We start from the raw sequence: 16,364 nt of genomic DNA, 5'->3' as shown, positions 1-16,364 counted from the left end.
AAGACACCATGTCCGCAGTCGCTTCCATCAAGAGCTTCTTCAACAGCTTCCTGTTGACCGAACTCTTCAAGGGCCTGGCCCTGACCGGCCGCCACTTCCTGTCGCCGCACATCACCGTGCAGTTCCCGGAAGAAAAAACGCCGGCCAGCCCGCGCTTCCGCGGCCTGCACGCGCTGCGTCGTTATGAAAACGGCGAGGAGCGCTGCATCGCCTGCAAGCTGTGCGAGGCCGTGTGTCCGGCCCTGGCCATCACCATCGAGTCCGACGTGCGCGCTGACGGCACCCGCCGCACCAAACGTTACGACATCGATCTGACCAAGTGCATCTTCTGCGGCTTCTGCGAGGAGAGCTGCCCGGTCGATTCCATCGTCGAGACCAACATCCTCGAATACCACGGCGAAAAGCGCGGCGATCTCTACTTCACCAAAGAGATGCTGCTGGCCGTCGGCGACCGCTACGAAAAAGAAATCGCGGCCAGCAAGGAGGCGGACGCCAAATACCGATAAGCCCTCGGCTTGTCGCGGGGCCGCGCTCGTGCCGAGGCACGAGCAGCGGCCCTTAACCCGAGAAAGACATGGATACCAAGACCGCGCTTTTCTATGTGTTCTCCGCGATCCTGCTGTTTGCGGCGTTTCGCGTGATCACTGCCCGCAGCACCGTGCACTCGGCGCTTTTCCTCGTGCTTGCCTTCTTCAACGCGGCCGGCGTGTGGATGCTGCTGCAGGCCGAGTTCCTGGCCATCTCGCTGGTGCTCGTCTACGTGGGCGCCGTGATGGTGCTGTTCCTGTTCGTCGTGATGATGCTGGACATCAACGTCGACCAGATGCGGCAGGACTTCTGGAAGCACTTTCCGATTGCGGGGCTGATCGGCGCCGTGATCGCGCTGGAGATGGCCGCGGTGCTGATGGTCGGCTTCAACGTGGCCGAGGCGCCGGCGCTGAGCGCCGAGGAACTGCGCCTGGGCAACACCAAGCTGCTGGGCATCGAGATCTACACCCGCTACCTCTACCCGCTGCAGGTCGCCGCGGTCATCCTGCTGGTGGCCATCGTTGCGGCCATCGCGCTGACCATGCGCCGCCGCAAGGACTCGCGTTATGTCGATCCGGGCGAGCAGATCAAGGTCAAGAAGGCGGACCGCCTGAAGGTGGTCTCGATGAAGCCGGAGGTCGAGGTGGCGGCGCCGCCCGCCGCACCGAACGAAGTTTCCACGGGGAGCAAGGCATGACCCTCACTCTCGGGCATTACCTGTCGCTGGGCGCGATCCTGTTCGCCATGTCGGTGATCGGGATCTTCATGAACCGCCGCAACCTGATCGTGCTGCTGATGGCGATCGAGCTGATGCTGCTGGCGGTCAACATGAACTTCGTGGCTTTCTCGCACTACCTCGGCGACATGTCGGGCCAGGTGTTCGTGTTTTTCATCCTGACGGTGGCGGCGGCCGAATCGGCCATCGGTCTCGCGATCCTGGTCGTGCTGTTCCGCAACCGCTCGACCATCGACGTCGACGAACTCGACAGCCTCAAGGGTTGAGGCGGGGGCAGACAACAACATGACGCAGCTCTCTCAGAACATGCTCCTGGCGGTGCCGCTGGCACCCCTGGCCGGCGCGGTGCTCGCCGGCCTGTTCGGACGCCAGATCGGCCGAAAAGGCGCGCACACCGTCACCATCCTCGGCGTTTTCATCGCCTTCGTGCTGTCGGCGATCACGCTGCAGGCGGTGGTGGTCGACGGCGCCCGCTTCAACGCTACCGTTTACGAATGGCTCTCGGTCGGCTACTTGAAGATGGAAGTTGGCTTCCTGGTCGACGGCCTGACCGCGATGATGATGTGCGTGGTGACCTTCGTGTCGCTGATGGTGCACATCTACACCATCGGCTACATGGAGGAGGATCCGGGCTACCAGCGTTTCTTCTCCTACATCTCGCTGTTCACCTTCTCGATGTTGATGCTCGTGATGAGCAACAACTTCCTGCAGCTGTTTTTCGGCTGGGAGGCGGTGGGCCTGGTGTCCTACCTGCTGATCGGCTTCTGGTTCAAGAAGCCTTCGGCGGTGTTCGCCAACATGAAGGCCTTCCTGGTCAACCGGGTCGGCGACTTCGGCTTCATCCTGGGCATCGGCCTGGTGCTGGCGTATGCCGGGACGCTGAACTACACCGAGACCTTCGCCTTCGCCGAGGCGGGCAACTTCAACACGCTGACCTTCCCCGGCACCGACTGGTCGCTGATCACGGTGGCCTGCATCTGCCTGTTCATCGGCGCGATGGGCAAGTCGGCCCAGGTGCCGCTGCACGTCTGGCTGCCCGACTCGATGGAAGGCCCGACCCCGATCTCGGCGCTGATCCACGCGGCGACCATGGTGACCGCCGGCATCTTCATGGTGGCGCGCATGTCGCCGCTGTTCGAGCTGTCGGACACCGCGCTCAATGTCGTGCTGGTCATCGGCGCGATCACGGCGCTGTTCATGGGTTTCCTCGGCATCATCCAGAACGACATCAAGCGTGTGGTGGCCTACTCGACGCTGTCGCAGCTGGGCTACATGACGGTGGCGCTCGGCGTCTCGGCCTACTCGGTCGCGGTGTTCCACCTGATGACGCACGCCTTCTTCAAGGCGCTGCTGTTCCTCGGTGCCGGCTCGGTGATCATCGGCATGCACCATGACCAGGACATCCGCAACATGGGCGGCCTGGCCAAGTACATGAAGATCACCTGGATCACCTCGCTGATCGGCTCGCTGGCTCTCATCGGCACGCCGCTGTTCTCGGGCTTCTATTCCAAGGACAGCATCATCGAGGCGGTGCACGCCAGCCACCTGCCGGGGGCCGCTTTCGCCTACTTCGCGGTGGTCGCCGGCGTGTTCGTCACGGCCTTCTACTCATTCCGGATGTACTTCCTGGTCTTCCACGGCCCGGAGCGCTTCCGCAACAAGCCCTATCCGGCCGAGGACGATGAGCCGCATGTCGACGACCACGGACACGACGACCATGGTCATGGCCATCATGCGCACGAGCCGCACGAGTCGCCCTGGGTCGTGACGCTGCCGCTGATCATGCTGGCCATCCCGTCGCTCGCGATCGGCTACTTCACGATCGAGCCGATGCTCTACGGGGACTTCTTCAAGGATGCGATCTTCGTCGACGCGACCAGGCACCCGGCCATGGACGAGATGTCCGAGCATTTCCACGGCGCGATGGCGATGGCCCTGCACGGCCTGTCGACCCTGCCGTTCTGGCTCGCGCTGGCCGGCGTCGTGACCGCCTATGTGTTCTACATCCTGAAGCCGGCCATTCCGGCGATGCTGCATCGCCGGCTTGGCTTCCTGGTCCGCATCCTGGAAAACAAGTACTACATGGACTGGTTCAACGAGAAGGTGCTGGCGGCCGGTGCCCGCGGCCTCGGTATCGGCCTCTGGAAGGGCGGCGACGTCGCCCTGATCGACGGCCTGATGATCAACGGCTCGGCCAAGGTGGTGGGCTGGACGGCGTCGCTGGTGCGCCTGTTCCAGTCGGGCTACATCTACCACTACGCGCTGGTGATGTTGGTGGGCGTGTTCGCCCTCATCACCTGGCAGCTGTGGCCCTACCTGCAGTCTTTCCTGGTCCGTTGAGCGAGGGTTCCACAACATGAGTCTTCTGAGCCTCGCAATCTGGGTTCCCATCGCCTTCGGCGCGCTGCTGCTGGCCTTGGGCCGTGAACAGCAGACCGGCATGGTGCGCTGGCTGGCCCTCATCGGCGCCCTCATCGGTTTCGTCATCACCGTGCCGCTCGTGACCGACTTCGACAGCACCACCTCGGCGATGCAATTCGTCGAGAACCTGGCGTGGATCGAGCGCTTCAATGTGCGCTACCACCTGGGGGTGGACGGCCTGTCGGTCTGGTTCGTGCTGCTGACCGCCTTCATCACCGTGATCGTCGTGATCGCCGGCTGGGAGGTCATCACCGAGCGCGTCAACCAGTACATGGGCGCCTTCCTGATCCTCTCCGGCCTCATGGTCGGGGTCTTCTCGGCGCTCGATGGCCTGCTGTTCTACGTCTTTTTCGAAGCCACGCTGATCCCGATGTACATCATCATCGGCATCTGGGGCGGCCCGCGCCGTGTCTACGCGGCCTTCAAGTTTTTCCTCTACACGCTGCTCGGCTCGCTGCTGATGCTGGTGGCTCTGGTCTACCTGTACACCAAGTCCAACGGCAGCTTCGACATCCAGACCTGGCACCGCCTGCAGATCGACCTGGGTCCGCAGAAGCTGTTGTTCGGTGCCTTTTTCCTGGCTTTCGCGGTCAAGGTGCCGATGTGGCCCGTGCACACCTGGCTGCCCGATGCCCACGTCGAGGCACCGACTGGCGGTTCGGTGGTCCTGGCGGCCATCATGCTGAAGCTGGGGGCTTATGGCTTCCTGCGCTTCTCGCTGCCGATCGCGCCCGACGCGAGCCGCGAACTGGCCGTCTTCATGGTCGCGCTGTCGCTGGTCGCGGTGGTCTACATCGGCCTGGTCGCGCTGGTGCAGCAGGACATGAAGAAGCTGGTGGCCTACTCGTCCATCGCGCACATGGGTTTCGTGACGCTGGGCTTTTTCATGTTCGAGCCGCTGGGCGTGACCGGCGCCGTGGTGCAGATGATCGCCCACGGTTTCGTCTCGGGCGCGATGTTCCTGTGCATCGGCGTGCTCTATGACCGCGTGCACTCGCGCGAGATCGCTTCCTACGGCGGCGTCGCCAACACCATGCCGACCTTCGCCGCCTTCGCGGTGCTGTTCGCGATGGCCAATGCCGGCTTGCCCGGCACCGCCGGCTTCGTCGGCGAATGGCTGGTGATCCTGGGCACCGTCAAGGTCAACTTCTGGCTCGGCGCTCTCGCCGCCACGACGCTGATCTTCGGCGCGTCCTACACGCTGTGGATGGTCAAGCGGGTCTACTTCGGGCCGGTCGCCAACGAGGACGTGCGCGCCCTCAAGGACCTCAATGCGCGCGAATTCGTGATGCTCGCGGTGCTGGCGGTCGCGGTGCTGTGGATGGGCCTCTACCCCAAGCCCTTCACCGACGTGATGCAGCAATCGGTGGCCGACCTGCTGCAGCATGTGCAGCAGTCCAAGCTGCCGGCACGCCCCGCCATCTGACGAGGCCACAGAGATGAATCCTATGAACTGGCACGCCATCTACCCCGAAGTCCTGCTGCTGGTGCTGACCTGCGTCATCGCGCTGGTGGACCTGTTCGTCACCGATCCTCGCCGCACGCTGACCTATCTGCTGACCCTGGGTTCCCTGGTGGCTCTGGGCGCGCTGCAGCTCGGCTCGATCGGCGACCCCACCACCGTCTATGCGATGCAGGGCATGGTGGTGAGCGACCCGCTGGGCAATGTGCTGGAGTTTTTCGCGACCGTCGCGACCTTCGTGTCGCTGGTCTATGCACGGCCTTATGCCGCCGAGCGCGGCATGCTCAAGGGTGAGCTGTTCACCTTGAGCCTGTTCTCGCTGCTGGGCATCATGCTGCTGATCTCGGCCAGCAACTTCCTGACCATCTACCTCGGCCTGGAGCTGATGTCGCTGTCGCTCTACGCCCTGGTGGCGCTGCGGCGCGACCATGCCGGCTCGACCGAGGCGGCCATGAAGTACTTCGTGCTGGGCGCCTTGGCGAGCGGCTTCCTGCTCTACGGCCTGTCGATGATGTACGGGGCCACCGGCTCGCTGGACATCCCGACCGTGTTCCAGCGCCTGGGCGCCGGCGACATGAGCGACGAGGTGCTGGTGTTCGGCATCGTGTTCGTGGTCGCGGGCCTGGCCTTCAAGCTGGCGGCGGTGCCCTTCCACATGTGGGTGCCCGACGTCTACCAGGGCGCGCCGACCGCGGTGACGCTGCTGATCTCGGGCGCGCCGCAGCTGGCCGGCTTCGCGATGGCGATCCGGCTGCTGGTGGACGGCATGTTCGGCCTGGCGGTGCAATGGCAGCAGATGCTGATCGTGCTGGCGGTCGCCTCGCTGGTGATCGGTAACCTCGCCGCCATCGCGCAGACCAACCTGAAGCGCATGCTGGCCTACTCGACCATCGGTCAGATGGGCTTCATGCTGCTGGGTCTGTCCTGCGGCGTGGTGGCGGGCAACACCGCCTCGGCCGGCAACGCGTACAGCTCGGCGATGTTCTATGCCGTCACCTACGTGCTGACCACGCTGGGCACCTTCGGCATGGTCGCGCTGCTGGCGCGCGCCGGTTTCGAGGCCGAGGAGATCGACGACCTGAAGGGCCTCAACCAGCGCAGCCCCTGGTACGCCGCGATGATGGCGATCTTCATGTTCTCGCTCGCCGGCATCCCGCCCACCGTCGGCTTCTACGCCAAACTGGCGGTGCTGCAGGCCCTGGTCGCCACCAGTGTCCCGCTGCACCTGGGGCTCGCAGTGGTCGCGGTGCTGCTGTCGCTGGTCGCCGCCTTCTACTACCTGCGGGTCATCAAGGTCATGTACTTCGACGAGGCCAGCGACCGCGCGCCCATCGCCTCCAGTGGCGAGGCCCGCGTGCTGATGTCGGTCAACGGCCTGGCGGTGCTGGCCTTCGGCATCCTGCCCGGCGGCCTGATGACGCTCTGCGCCAACGCGATTCGCGACGCGCTGGCGCGCTGAGCCCGGGGCTGGGATTGGACACCGCGGCCTCGGTATGGCTGGTGCTGGCGGCGGCTGCGGTCGCCGCCAACCTGCCTTTCGTGAACGAGCGGCTGTTTGCCGTCGCGCCGCTGAGGGGGCCTAAACACCTCGGCTGGCGGGTGCTGGAGCTGCTGGTGCTGTTCGGCGGGGTGATCGGGCTGGGCGTCCTGCTCGAATCGCGCATCGGACAGCGTCACGAGCAGGGCTGGGAGTTTTATGCTGTGTTCTTCTGCCTGTTCCTGACCCTGGCCTTCCCGGGTTTCGTCTGGCGCTACCTGCGCCGCCACCGTCACAGCTGAAAGCCTTGCCACCATGACCCGTCCGAGCCAGGACCCGCACCTGTCCGAACACTGCCTGGAGACCACCCAGGTCTACCGCGGCCACATGCTGGACGTGCGCCGCGACCGCATCGGCCTGCCCGACGGCGGCACCGCGCACCGCGAGTACATCGTGCATCCCGGCGCGGTGATGATCGTGCCCATCCTCGACGACGGCCGGCTGGTGCTGGAGCGCCAGTTCCGCTATCCGCTGGGGCGGGTGATGATCGAATTCCCGGCCGGCAAGCTCGACGCCGGCGAGCCGGGCCGCCGCTGCGCGGAGCGCGAGCTGCTCGAAGAGACCGGCTACCGCGCCCGTGAATGGGCCTATGCCGGGGTGCTGCACAACGCCATCGCCTACTCGACCGAAGGCATCGAGATCTGGTTTGCACGCGGCCTGAGCGCTGGTGCCAGCCAGCTCGACGAAGGTGAGTTCCTGGAGGTCTTCTCCGCCAGCGCGGAGGAGCTCGACGGCTGGATCCGGGACGGCAAGGTCACGGACGCCAAGACCATGATCGCCCTGCTGTGGCTGCAGCGCTGGCGTGCCGGCGACTGGGCCCTGGAGTGGTCGAACGAGCCGGCCGGGGCTTGCGCCCCGGCCTGAGTGCTGCGATGAAGGTGCTGAACCTGCAGTGCCGCCACGGGCACGGCTTCGAGGGCTGGTTCTCGTCGGAGGACGACTACCACTCGCAGCAGGAGCGGGGGCTGCTGACCTGCCCCTTCTGCGAGGACACCGAGATCAGCCGCCTGCCCAGCGCGCCGCGCTTGAATCTCTCGGGCGCCCGGGAGCCGCAGGCGGCGCCGGCCGCTGCGCCGCCCTCGGCACCCGCCCCCGGCGCCTCCATGCAAGTGCAGGAACTGCAGGCGGTCTGGCTCAAGGCCGTGCGCGAGGTGCTGAAAAACACCGAGGACGTGGGCGACCGTTTCGCCGAGGAGGCCCGCCGCATCCACTACGGCGAGGCCGAGGCCCGCGCGATCCGCGGCAGCGCGACGCGCGAGGACACCCAGGCGCTGGTGGAGGAGGGCATCGAAGTGCTGCCCCTGCCGATCCCGGCGGCCGCGAAGGACCGGCTGCAGTAGCGCGAGAGGCCGCGCCGCGGCCCCGCCCCTTCAGCTCGCGCTGCCGCGTTGCCGGCGCCGCGCCTGAAAGCCGAGCAGGCCCAGCCCGCCGGCCAGCAGAGCGTAGGTCGAGGGCTCGGGCACCGGCGGAGGAGGAAGCCCATGGCCCGCTTCCACGTAGCTGAAGCCCTGCAGTGACAAACTGCCAGCCAGGCCCTGGCTGCCGCTGTCGAAGCTGATGGACAGGTGCCGGTTCAGTGCAAGGAAGTCCTGCGGCGAGAACAGCTGCTCCGAGAGCTTGTCTTCATATTCCGCGGCGCCTTCCAGGAAGCTGAGGATCACGTACCCGCCCAGGTCGCGCTTGGCCGTCGCGAGGGCACGGTCGTCTTCCAGTCGAAGGGAAGCGTCCACGGAGACTTCCAACCGTGTGTTGGCGCGCAGCTCAAGGTTGAAGTACTGCGAGACGGCACCGTTGCCATCGCCGAAGTCGTGCGCCTGGCTCGTCGACCGGGCGTCCCGGGCCGCGTCGCCCATCGTCACGCCGACAGAGATACCGCCGTCTTCAGCGCTTGCCGACGCTGTCCCGGCCGCCTCGCCGCTCCAGGACTTGATGTCGGTGACGGGAGGGTGGAAGGCTTCCCCCGGCCTCCTCGAGTAGGCCTGCGCGAAGGTGCTGCCGCCAGCTCCGAGGAGGGTGTAGCCGGCTTCGATGCCGTCGTCGAGATCGAGGTCGATCACCGTGAAGCTCAGGTTGCTCCAGCTCGACTCGGCATGGAGACCGGCGTGGGCAGGGGCTGCGAAAGCGCCGGCGAGCGTCAAGGACAGGACCGCCAGCGGCGCCGCCCAGGCACGCCGGGACGGTGCGCGGGTATTGCAAAGGTGCATGACTTCTTCCTGAGGTGTAGTTGTACAACGGCACCGGCGGCGTGGCCGACGGCGCGAGCAAGTATAGGAAGAAGCAGTGCCGGGCGTAAGTGCTCACGCAGGGCGTTTCAAGCCTTACCACGCGGGCCGGCGTGCGGGGGCGCGGCGCCGCTCAGGCCAGGATGGTCCGACCCGGGTTCAAGCGCATCTCGGGATCCAGCGCCCGCTTGATCGAGCGCATCAGTTCCAAAGCCACGGGTGACTTGCGACGGCCGAGCTCCTCGCGCTTGAGGGCACCGATGCCGTGCTCGGCGGAGATCGAACCGCCGTAGGCGACGACGGCGTCGTAGACCACCGTGTTCACCGTCGCCTCGTGCTCGCGCAGGAAGTCGGCCGCGCCGGCACCGGCCGGGGCCTGCACGTTGTAGTGCAGGTTGCCGTCGCCCAGGTGGCCGAAGTTCACCAGCCGGGCACCGGGGAAACGCTCGGCGATCAGTGCGTCGGCCTGCGCGACGAAGGCCGGGATGCGCGACACCGGCACCGAGATGTCGTGCTTGATGTTGAGCCCTTCCTCGGCCTGCGCCAGCGGGATGGACTCGCGCAGGTGCCACAGCGCGCGCGACTGCTCGATGCTCTCGGCGATCACCGCGTCGCTGATCAGCTCCCGCTCCAGGGCGGTCTCCAGCATGCCCTCGAACAGCCCTCGCGCGTGCGCCTCGCTTTCGGTGTCGGACTGCTCCAGCAGCACGGTCCAGGGCGAGGCGCCGAGCGGACGCGGGAGCTGCGGGAAGTGCGTGGCGACCAGCTGCAGCGCGAACTCGCCCATCACCTCGAAGCCGGTCAGCCCCGACCCCAGCCGTGCCTGGGCCAGCTGCAGGAGGGCCACCGCGTCTTCGAGCGAGGCCAGTGCGGCCAGCGCCGTGACGCGCCCGGCCGGCTGCGGGTAGAGCTTGAGCGTCGCGGCGGTGATGATGCCCAGGGTGCCTTCGCTGCCGATGAAGAGGTCGCGCAGGTCATAGCCGGTGTTGTCCTTGCGCAGACCCGAGAGCCCGTCCCAGACCTCGCCGGCGGCCGTGACCACCTCCAGCCCCAGGCACAGTTCGCGCGCATTGCCGTAACGCAGCACCTGCGTGCCGCCGGCGTTGGTCGCGAGGTTGCCGCCTATCGTGCAGCTGCCTTCGGCGGCCAGGCTGAGCGGAAACAGCAGGCCCTGGGCGGCCGCCGCCTCCTGCACGCTCTGCAGCACGCAGCCGGCGTCCACCGTCATGGTCAGGTTGGCGGGATCGATCTCGCGGATGCGGTTCAGACGCTGCAGGCTCAGCAGCACCTGGGTGCCGCTCTGATCGGGCACCGAGCCGCCCACCAGGCCGGTGTTGCCGCCCTGCGGCACCAGGCTGGCGCCGTGCGCGGCGCAGGCCCGCACCACCGCGGCCACTTCGGCAGTGCTGCCGGGGCGCACCACCGCCAGGGCCTTGCCCCGGTAGCGCTTGCGCCAGTCGAGCTCCCACGCGGCCAGGTCGCCGTCGACCAGCAGGTTGTGGGGGCCGACGGCCGCACGCAGCGCGTCGAGCAGGGCAGGGGAGGCAGCAGCAGTCATGGCGTTTCCGTGGAGGCCGGGGAGGGGGACGGGGACAGGATGCCGGCGAGCTTGGCCTGGCGCAGCCGCGAGCGCACGTGCAGCGCGCACGCTGTGAACAGCACCAGGCACAGCAGCACCTCGATGGCGGCGAATAGGGCGCTCGGGCCGCGGTCGCTGGTGGCGCGCACCACGCCCTCGGCGAAGTAGATCCAGACCAGCAGGCTGACCCAGCGGTAGGTGTACATGCGGCGCTTGAGCAGGCCGGCCAGCGGCAGCGTGAGCGGCAGCACCTTGAGCGCCAGCAGCGTGCCGCCCGGGCGCAGCGGCGCCCACCACAACTCCCAGCCCAGCCCGAGCAGGATGAGGCCCAGCAGGCTGCCGACCGCCAGCGCGCGGGTCGTCTCGGTCACGGTCGATTGATGCATCGATGGCATCATACCGGCCATGAACTTCCCCCTGGGACTGCGCCATTCCTGGCGCGAGCAGTTGCGCAGGCTGGTGCAGACGCTGCACGACTGGCCCTGGATGGACACGCTGAAAACGCTGCGCCAGCGTTTTCGCGAAGACCGCCTGGGGCTGACGGCCAGCAGCCTCACCTTCACGACCACCATCGCCCTGGTGCCGTTTTTCACGGTGACCCTGGCGGTCTTCACGGCCTTTCCCATCTTCTCGCGCTTCCAGATCTCGGTCGAGAAGTACTTTGTCCAGAGCCTGATCCCCGACACCATCGCCAAGCCCGTGCTGAAGGCGCTGACTCAGTTCGCCGCCAACAGCAACCGGCTCGGCACGCTGGGCCTGATCATCCTGATGTTCACGGCGCTGGCCCTGCTGCTGACGATAGACCGCACGCTCAACTCGATCTGGCGCGTGCGCAAGGCGCGCCCCATCGCGCAGCGCGTGCTGGTCTACTGGGCCGCGGCCACGCTCGGGCCGCTCTTGCTGGGCGTGAGCCTGAGCATGACCTCCTATGCGCTGAGCACCTCCCGCGGGCTGGTCGACGCGCTGCCCGGCGGCGTGAGCTTTTTGCTCAACGTGCTGGAGTTCACCCTCTTCGCGGGCGCGATCGCGGCCCTGTTCCACTTCGTGCCCAACACCCACGTGCGCTGGTCGCATGCCTGGGCCGGCGGGCTGTTCGTCGCGGTGGGTTTCGAGGTGGCCAAGAGCCTGCTGGCCTGGTATGTGCGCCGGGTGCCGACCTACTCGGCGGTCTACGGCACCTTCGCGACCGTGCCCATCTTCCTGGTCTGGGTCTATTTCGGCTGGGTCATCGTGTTGCTCGGCGCGGTCGTGGCGGCCTATGCGCCCAGCCTGCAGATGCGTGTGGTGCGGCGGCCGTCCACGCCGGGCCACCGCTTCCACCTGGCAGTGACGGTGCTGCGCGAGCTGCTGCAGGCCCGCAGTCAGAACTACCATGGCTTGTCGATCGCGACCCTGGCCGAGATGCTGCGCACCGATCCCCTGCAGATCGAACCGGTGCTCGAGACGCTGATGTCGCTCGACTGGGTCGCCCGGCTGGAGGAGCAGAGCGGGGCCGGCGCCCGCTACGTGCTGCTGGCCGACCCCGGGCGCACCACGGCGCAGCCGCTGCTGGCCCAGCTGCTGCTGGACCCCTCACCCACCTTGCGCGGCTTCTGGGAGCGTGCCGGCTTCGCCCGCATGACGCTGGACGACCTGCTGAAAGCTTGAGGCCGGCCTGCGCACAGGCTCTAACATGTGCACCTGTTGCCAACCACCCGACCGAGCCGATGGCCCACTCCCCACCCCCTGATCCCGCGGGCCAGCCCGTCACCGACAACAAGGCCTTTCTGCTGGTGCTGGCGGCGGTGACGCTGGCCTTCTTCTGGATCCTGCGGCCTTTCTACGGCGCCGTGCTGTGGGGCGCGATCATCGCCATCCTGTTCGCGCCGGTCCACCGGCGCCTGCTGCCGCACCTGCGACAGCGGCCCACGCTGGCGGCGCTGGCGACCTTGTCGCTGGTGGTGGTGATCGTGATCCTGCCGCTGTTCGTGCTGTCAGCCTCGATGGCGCAGGAAGGCGCGGCGATCTACGCCCGCATCCAGTCCGGCGAACTCAACTTCGCAGCTTACTTCGAGCGCATCTTCGCCTCGCTGCCGAGCTGGATCACCGAGCTGCTCAACCGCTTCAACCTGGGGGACCTCGGGGCGCTGCAGCGGCGCATCACGGCGGCACTCGCGCAGGGCAGCCAGGTGATCGCGACCCGCATCTTCAGCATCGGGCAGGACACCTTCGACGTGGTGGTGAGTTTTTTCATCACGCTCTACCTGGCCTTTTTTCTGATCCGCGACGGCGGCTGGCTGTCCCGGCGCATCGGCCGGGCCATTCCGCTGGAGGCAGAGCACAAGCAGCAGCTGTTCACCAAGTTCGCCACCGTGATCCGCGCCACGGTGAAGGGCAACGTCGTGGTGGCTGCGACGCAGGGCGCGCTGGGCGGCCTGGCCTTTGCCTTCCTGGACATCAGCGGCGCGATCTTCTGGGCCGTACTGATGGCCTTCCTGTCGCTGCTGCCCGCCGTCGGCGCGGCGCTGGTCTGGCTGCCGGTGGCGATCTACTTCCTGGCCACCGGGGCGGTCTGGCAGGGTGTCGCGCTGATCGTCTACGGCGTCATCGTGATCGGGCTGGTCGACAACGTGCTGCGCCCAGTGCTGGTGGGCAAGGACACCAAGATGCCCGACTACGTCGTGATGATCACCACCCTGGGCGGCATGGTGATCTTCGGCATCAACGGCTTCGTCATCGGCCCCGTGATCGCGGCCATGTTCATCGCCGTCTGGGACATCTTCGTCACCGACGGCTCGGTGCAGCAGGCCAGCGCGCCCCACATCGACCCGCCGTCGGCGCCCGGCGAACCCGCCGTCCCGCCGTCGCCTCCCGAGGGCCGCTGAGCCCGCGCCCGGTGGCCGCGGCCGTCCCTTCTAAAGGGGACGCGGCCGCGCGCGACCCCTTCCTATACTGGCCCGGCCTCTCTGCCGGGACCGCCTGCCCGGCAGCTTCAAGCAAGGGCGTGGGCGGCCGTCGACCAGGAAGGACAAGAAACATGCTGTTCGTGAACATGTCGCTGCAGAAGGGCAGGGACGAGTCCCTCAACACCTTGGGCAAGCTGCGCGACGGGCTGCCCGACCCGATCAAAAACGACGAGGGCAGGATCACGAACGAGTTCAAGCCCTTCTCGGACCCGCAGGACATCCGCCGCCTCAAGGCGGCGATCGAGTACATCGAGAAAAGGATCCTGCACCTCGGCGAGCCGGCGGCCAAGGATTCGATCGCCTCGACCTGCAACGCCTACTTCCTGAGGCTGCCCCGGCGGCGCTCGCTGGAGCAGCTGGTGACCGACCCGGGCGAGAAGATCTGGATCCACTACGACCCGATCGGCACGGACGCCGGGGCCGCCCGCGGCAAGGACATCACGCTGGGCCGCAAGGCGTTGGGCGGCAATGTGCAGGTGCTCGCGGCCACCCTGATCCATGAGCTGGCCCACGTGGTCGGCGCCCGGGACGACGACGGCACCGCGGAAGACGCGCTGCTGCACTGCGGGCTGAGCAAGCAGCACGTGGCGAACAACATCATCGGCAAATCCAAGGCGGACGCTGCGGCCAAGCGCCAGAGCACCAAGCTGCCGGCGAAGCCGCCGGGCCGGCCGAGGATTGCACCGAACGCGGTCCCGCGCGTGGCACCGCAGCACTGAGGCGCGCTTCGAGGAGGGGGGACGCAGCGCCCGCTGCGTCCGAGGCTCACGCCGCGGGCGGCAGGAAGGCCTTGAGGGCGTCCAGCACGCCGTCGGGTGCCTCGGCCATCAACGCGTGGCCGGCGTCCAGTTGCAGCACCGTCGCCTGCGCCAGCTGGGCGAGGGTGGCGGTGGCGCGCGGCGGCGTCATCTGATCCCTGCGGCCCAGCACCAGCTGCACCGGGCAGCGCAGGCGAGCCGCGGCCGCCTCGGCGCCGGCATAGCGGTCGCACACCGTGAAGTCGTGGTGGAACAGGTTGGCGCCCTCGTGGCGCGCCGCATAGCCGGCCTGCAGGCGCCGCATCAGCGCGCGGCTCACGCCGTGCAGCCAGCTGCCGGGCCCCGGCGCCGAGGGTTTGGCCGCCAGCGTCGAGTGCGAAAGAGCCGTCACCTGGTCGATGGCGCGCTGTGGCGACTGCAAGGCGGTGTCGAGCATCGCGGCCGACACCTTCATCGGGTAGGCGGTGCCGACCAGGGACAGCGCGGTCGCGCGCTCGCCGAGCGCCGCGGCGGCTTCCAGCGCGATCAGCGAGCCCATGCTGTGGCCCACCAGCGCGGCGCGCGCCACCCCGGCAGCGTCGAGCAGGGCGACGATCCAGCCTGCCAGCGATTCGACGTCCGGCAGCGCCGGTCCTGCGCTGCGGCCGTGGCCGGGCAGGTCCACCGCCAGCACCGCGTGGCCGTGGTGCGCCAGGTAGCGGCTCTGCAGCGCCCAGACGCTGTGGTCGTTGAGGGCGCCGTGGATCATCACGACGCAGGGGCGGGCGGCGTCGAAAGGCCGGCCGCCGGTGTAGGCATAGGCCTCGCGGCCTTGTACCTCCAGCTTCATCGCGCACCTCCCGCCTGGCCGGCTTTTTCGGCGGCCCGCAGCCCGCGCGACAGGTCGTCGAGCAGGTCGTCCGGGTCTTCCAGGCCAATGGACAGCCGCACCGTGCCTTCGGCGATGCCGGCGCGCGCCAGCGCCTCGGCGTCCATGCGGGAATGGGTGGTCGAGGCGGGGTGGATGACCAGCGAGCGGCAGTCGCCGACATTGGCGAGGTGGGAGAACAGCTTCAGTGTTTCGATGAAGGCGCGTCCCTGGGCCCGGGTGCCTTTGAGGGTGAAGCTGAGCACCGAGCCGCAGCCGCGCGGCAGCAGCCGCTGCGCGAGGGCCTGGCCGGGGTGGCCGGGTGCCTCGGGGTAGGCCACACGCTCGACCAGGGCGTGGCTGGCCAGGAAGTCGACCACACGCCGCGTGTTGGCGACATGGCGCTCCATGCGCAACGGCAGCGTCTCCACGCCCTGCAGCACCAGCCAGGCGGTGTGCGGGCTCATGCAGGCGCCGAAGTCGCGCAGGCCCTCGCGCCGGGCCCGCAGCAGAAAGGCGCCGACCGTGCTTTCCTCGCTGAAGACCATGTCGTGGAAACCCGCATAGGGCGCGCTCAGCTCGGGGAAACGGCCCGAGGCCTCCCAGTCGAAGTGGCCGCTGTCCACCAGCAGGCCGCCCACCACGGTGCCGTGGCCGGAGAGGAACTTGGTTGCCGAGTGCACGACCAGGTCGGCGCCGTGCTCGAAGGGGCGCATCAGGTAGGGGGTCGTGAAGGTCGAATCGACCAGCAGCGGCAGGCCGTGCTCGTGGGCGAGCGCGGCCACGGCCGGGATGTCGAGCACGTCCAGCCCCGGGTTGCCCAGCGTCTCGCCGAACAGCAGCCGGGTCTCGGGGCGCAGCGCGGCGCGCCAGGCGTCGAGGTCGCCGGGCGGCACGAAGGTGGTCTCGATGCCGAAGCGCCGCAGCGTGTAGTGCAGCAGGTTGTGCGAGCCGCCGTAGAGCGCGGTGCTGGCGACGATGTGTCCGCCGGCGCCCATCAGCGTGGCGATGGCCAGGTGCAGCGCCGCCTGGCCGCTGGCGGTGGCGATCGCGCCGATGCCGCCTTCGAGCGCCGCGATGCGCTCCTCCAGCACTGCGGTGGTGGGGTTGGACAGGCGCGAGTAGACATGCCCGGCGCGTTCCATGTTGAACAGCGCCGCGGCGTGGTCGCTGTCCTCGAAGACGAAGGAGGTGCTGAGATAAAGCGGCACCGCGCGGGCGCCGGTGGCGGGGTCGGGCGCGTGGCCCGCGTGCAGGGCGAGGGTGTCGAAGCCGGGGGTGGTGGGTCCGGGCATGGCGTCTCCTGATCTGGCGCCTTGTGGGCGTGTA

Annotated in this window: 17 protein-coding genes; 12 read left to right on the top strand and 5 right to left on the bottom strand. The window is 67.8% G+C overall.

Features of this window, described 5'->3' with window-relative positions:
- Positions 1-8: 8 nt before the first annotated feature.
- The 9 genes from nuoI to OOT46_RS09775 all read left to right on the top strand — a co-directional run bounded on the left by nuoI (position 9) and on the right by OOT46_RS09775 (position 8,024).
- The gene (gene nuoI / locus OOT46_RS09815; RefSeq protein WP_265403423.1) at positions 9-506 is read left to right on the top strand and encodes an NADH-quinone oxidoreductase subunit NuoI; all 498 of its coding nucleotides are present in this window, start codon (positions 9-11) and stop codon (positions 504-506) included.
- A 68-nt stretch (positions 507-574) separates the two neighbouring features.
- Positions 575-1,225, top strand: a complete 651-nt coding sequence (locus OOT46_RS09810; protein ID WP_265403422.1) for an NADH-quinone oxidoreductase subunit J — start codon at positions 575-577, stop codon at positions 1,223-1,225.
- Complete coding sequence (nuoK, locus tag OOT46_RS09805; RefSeq protein ID WP_265403421.1) at positions 1,222-1,530, top strand: NADH-quinone oxidoreductase subunit NuoK; 309 nt, start codon at positions 1,222-1,224, stop codon at positions 1,528-1,530. Before OOT46_RS09810 ends, nuoK begins: the two co-directional genes overlap by 4 nt.
- Before the next feature lie 19 nt (positions 1,531-1,549).
- The gene (gene nuoL, locus OOT46_RS09800; protein WP_265403420.1) at positions 1,550-3,604 is read left to right on the top strand and encodes an NADH-quinone oxidoreductase subunit L; all 2,055 of its coding nucleotides are present in this window, start codon (positions 1,550-1,552) and stop codon (positions 3,602-3,604) included.
- Between the two features lie 16 nt (positions 3,605-3,620).
- Complete coding sequence (locus OOT46_RS09795; RefSeq protein WP_265403419.1) at positions 3,621-5,111, top strand: NADH-quinone oxidoreductase subunit M; 1,491 nt, start codon at positions 3,621-3,623, stop codon at positions 5,109-5,111.
- Positions 5,112-5,124: 13 nt separating this feature from the next.
- Positions 5,125-6,606, top strand: a complete 1,482-nt coding sequence (gene nuoN, locus OOT46_RS09790) for an NADH-quinone oxidoreductase subunit NuoN (RefSeq protein WP_265403418.1) — start codon at positions 5,125-5,127, stop codon at positions 6,604-6,606.
- 14 nt (positions 6,607-6,620) lie between these two features.
- Positions 6,621-6,926 (top strand): DUF2818 family protein, encoded by a 306-nt coding sequence (locus OOT46_RS09785; RefSeq protein ID WP_265403417.1) that lies wholly within the window; start codon positions 6,621-6,623, stop codon positions 6,924-6,926.
- A 13-nt stretch (positions 6,927-6,939) separates the two neighbouring features.
- Positions 6,940-7,548: an NUDIX domain-containing protein gene (locus OOT46_RS09780; RefSeq protein WP_265403416.1), complete on the top strand. Its 609-nt coding sequence runs from the start codon at positions 6,940-6,942 to the stop codon at positions 7,546-7,548.
- A gap of 8 nt (positions 7,549-7,556) precedes the next feature.
- Positions 7,557-8,024: a DUF1178 family protein gene (locus tag OOT46_RS09775; protein WP_265403415.1), complete on the top strand. Its 468-nt coding sequence runs from the start codon at positions 7,557-7,559 to the stop codon at positions 8,022-8,024.
- Between the two features lie 30 nt (positions 8,025-8,054).
- On the opposite strand, the gene OOT46_RS09770 is transcribed toward OOT46_RS09775, so the two are convergent.
- The 3 genes from OOT46_RS09770 to OOT46_RS09760 all read right to left on the bottom strand — a co-directional run bounded on the left by OOT46_RS09770 (position 8,055) and on the right by OOT46_RS09760 (position 10,871).
- On the bottom strand, positions 8,055-8,888 hold the full coding sequence (locus OOT46_RS09770) for a PEP-CTERM sorting domain-containing protein (RefSeq protein WP_265403414.1): 834 nt from the start codon (positions 8,886-8,888) through the stop codon (positions 8,055-8,057).
- Between the two features lie 151 nt (positions 8,889-9,039).
- On the bottom strand, positions 9,040-10,464 hold the full coding sequence (locus tag OOT46_RS09765; protein ID WP_265403413.1) for an FAD-binding oxidoreductase: 1,425 nt from the start codon (positions 10,462-10,464) through the stop codon (positions 9,040-9,042).
- Positions 10,461-10,871, bottom strand: a complete 411-nt coding sequence (locus tag OOT46_RS09760) for a DUF2069 domain-containing protein (protein ID WP_265403412.1) — start codon at positions 10,869-10,871, stop codon at positions 10,461-10,463. The genes OOT46_RS09765 and OOT46_RS09760 overlap by 4 nt, the downstream gene beginning before the upstream one ends.
- A 19-nt stretch (positions 10,872-10,890) precedes the next feature.
- Here OOT46_RS09760 and OOT46_RS09755 point away from each other — a divergent pair, with 19 nt between their 5' ends.
- From OOT46_RS09755 to OOT46_RS09745, 3 genes are all read left to right on the top strand, one after another.
- The gene (locus OOT46_RS09755) at positions 10,891-12,132 is read left to right on the top strand and encodes a YihY family inner membrane protein (RefSeq protein WP_265403411.1); all 1,242 of its coding nucleotides are present in this window, start codon (positions 10,891-10,893) and stop codon (positions 12,130-12,132) included.
- Between the two features lie 59 nt (positions 12,133-12,191).
- Positions 12,192-13,349, top strand: a complete 1,158-nt coding sequence (locus OOT46_RS09750; protein ID WP_265403410.1) for an AI-2E family transporter — start codon at positions 12,192-12,194, stop codon at positions 13,347-13,349.
- 152 nt (positions 13,350-13,501) lie between these two features.
- A complete protein-coding gene (locus tag OOT46_RS09745; RefSeq protein ID WP_265403409.1) occupies positions 13,502-14,149 on the top strand; it encodes a hypothetical protein in 648 nt (215 codons plus the stop codon).
- A 46-nt stretch (positions 14,150-14,195) separates the two neighbouring features.
- On the opposite strand, the gene OOT46_RS09740 is transcribed toward OOT46_RS09745, so the two are convergent.
- Together OOT46_RS09740 and OOT46_RS09735 are read right to left on the bottom strand one after the other, a co-directional pair.
- Entirely contained in the window at positions 14,196-15,017 is an 822-nt protein-coding gene (locus OOT46_RS09740) for an alpha/beta fold hydrolase (RefSeq protein ID WP_265403408.1), read from the bottom strand.
- Positions 15,014-16,330: an O-acetylhomoserine aminocarboxypropyltransferase gene (locus tag OOT46_RS09735; RefSeq protein ID WP_265403407.1), complete on the bottom strand. Its 1,317-nt coding sequence runs from the start codon at positions 16,328-16,330 to the stop codon at positions 15,014-15,016. Before OOT46_RS09735 ends, OOT46_RS09740 begins: the two co-directional genes overlap by 4 nt.
- Positions 16,331-16,364: the final 34 nt, after the last annotated feature.

The organism is Aquabacterium sp. A7-Y, assembly GCF_026153205.1.
Classification (GTDB): Bacteria; Pseudomonadota; Gammaproteobacteria; order Burkholderiales; family Burkholderiaceae_C; genus Caldimonas.
This window is presented reverse-complemented; position numbering and strand designations above follow the sequence as displayed.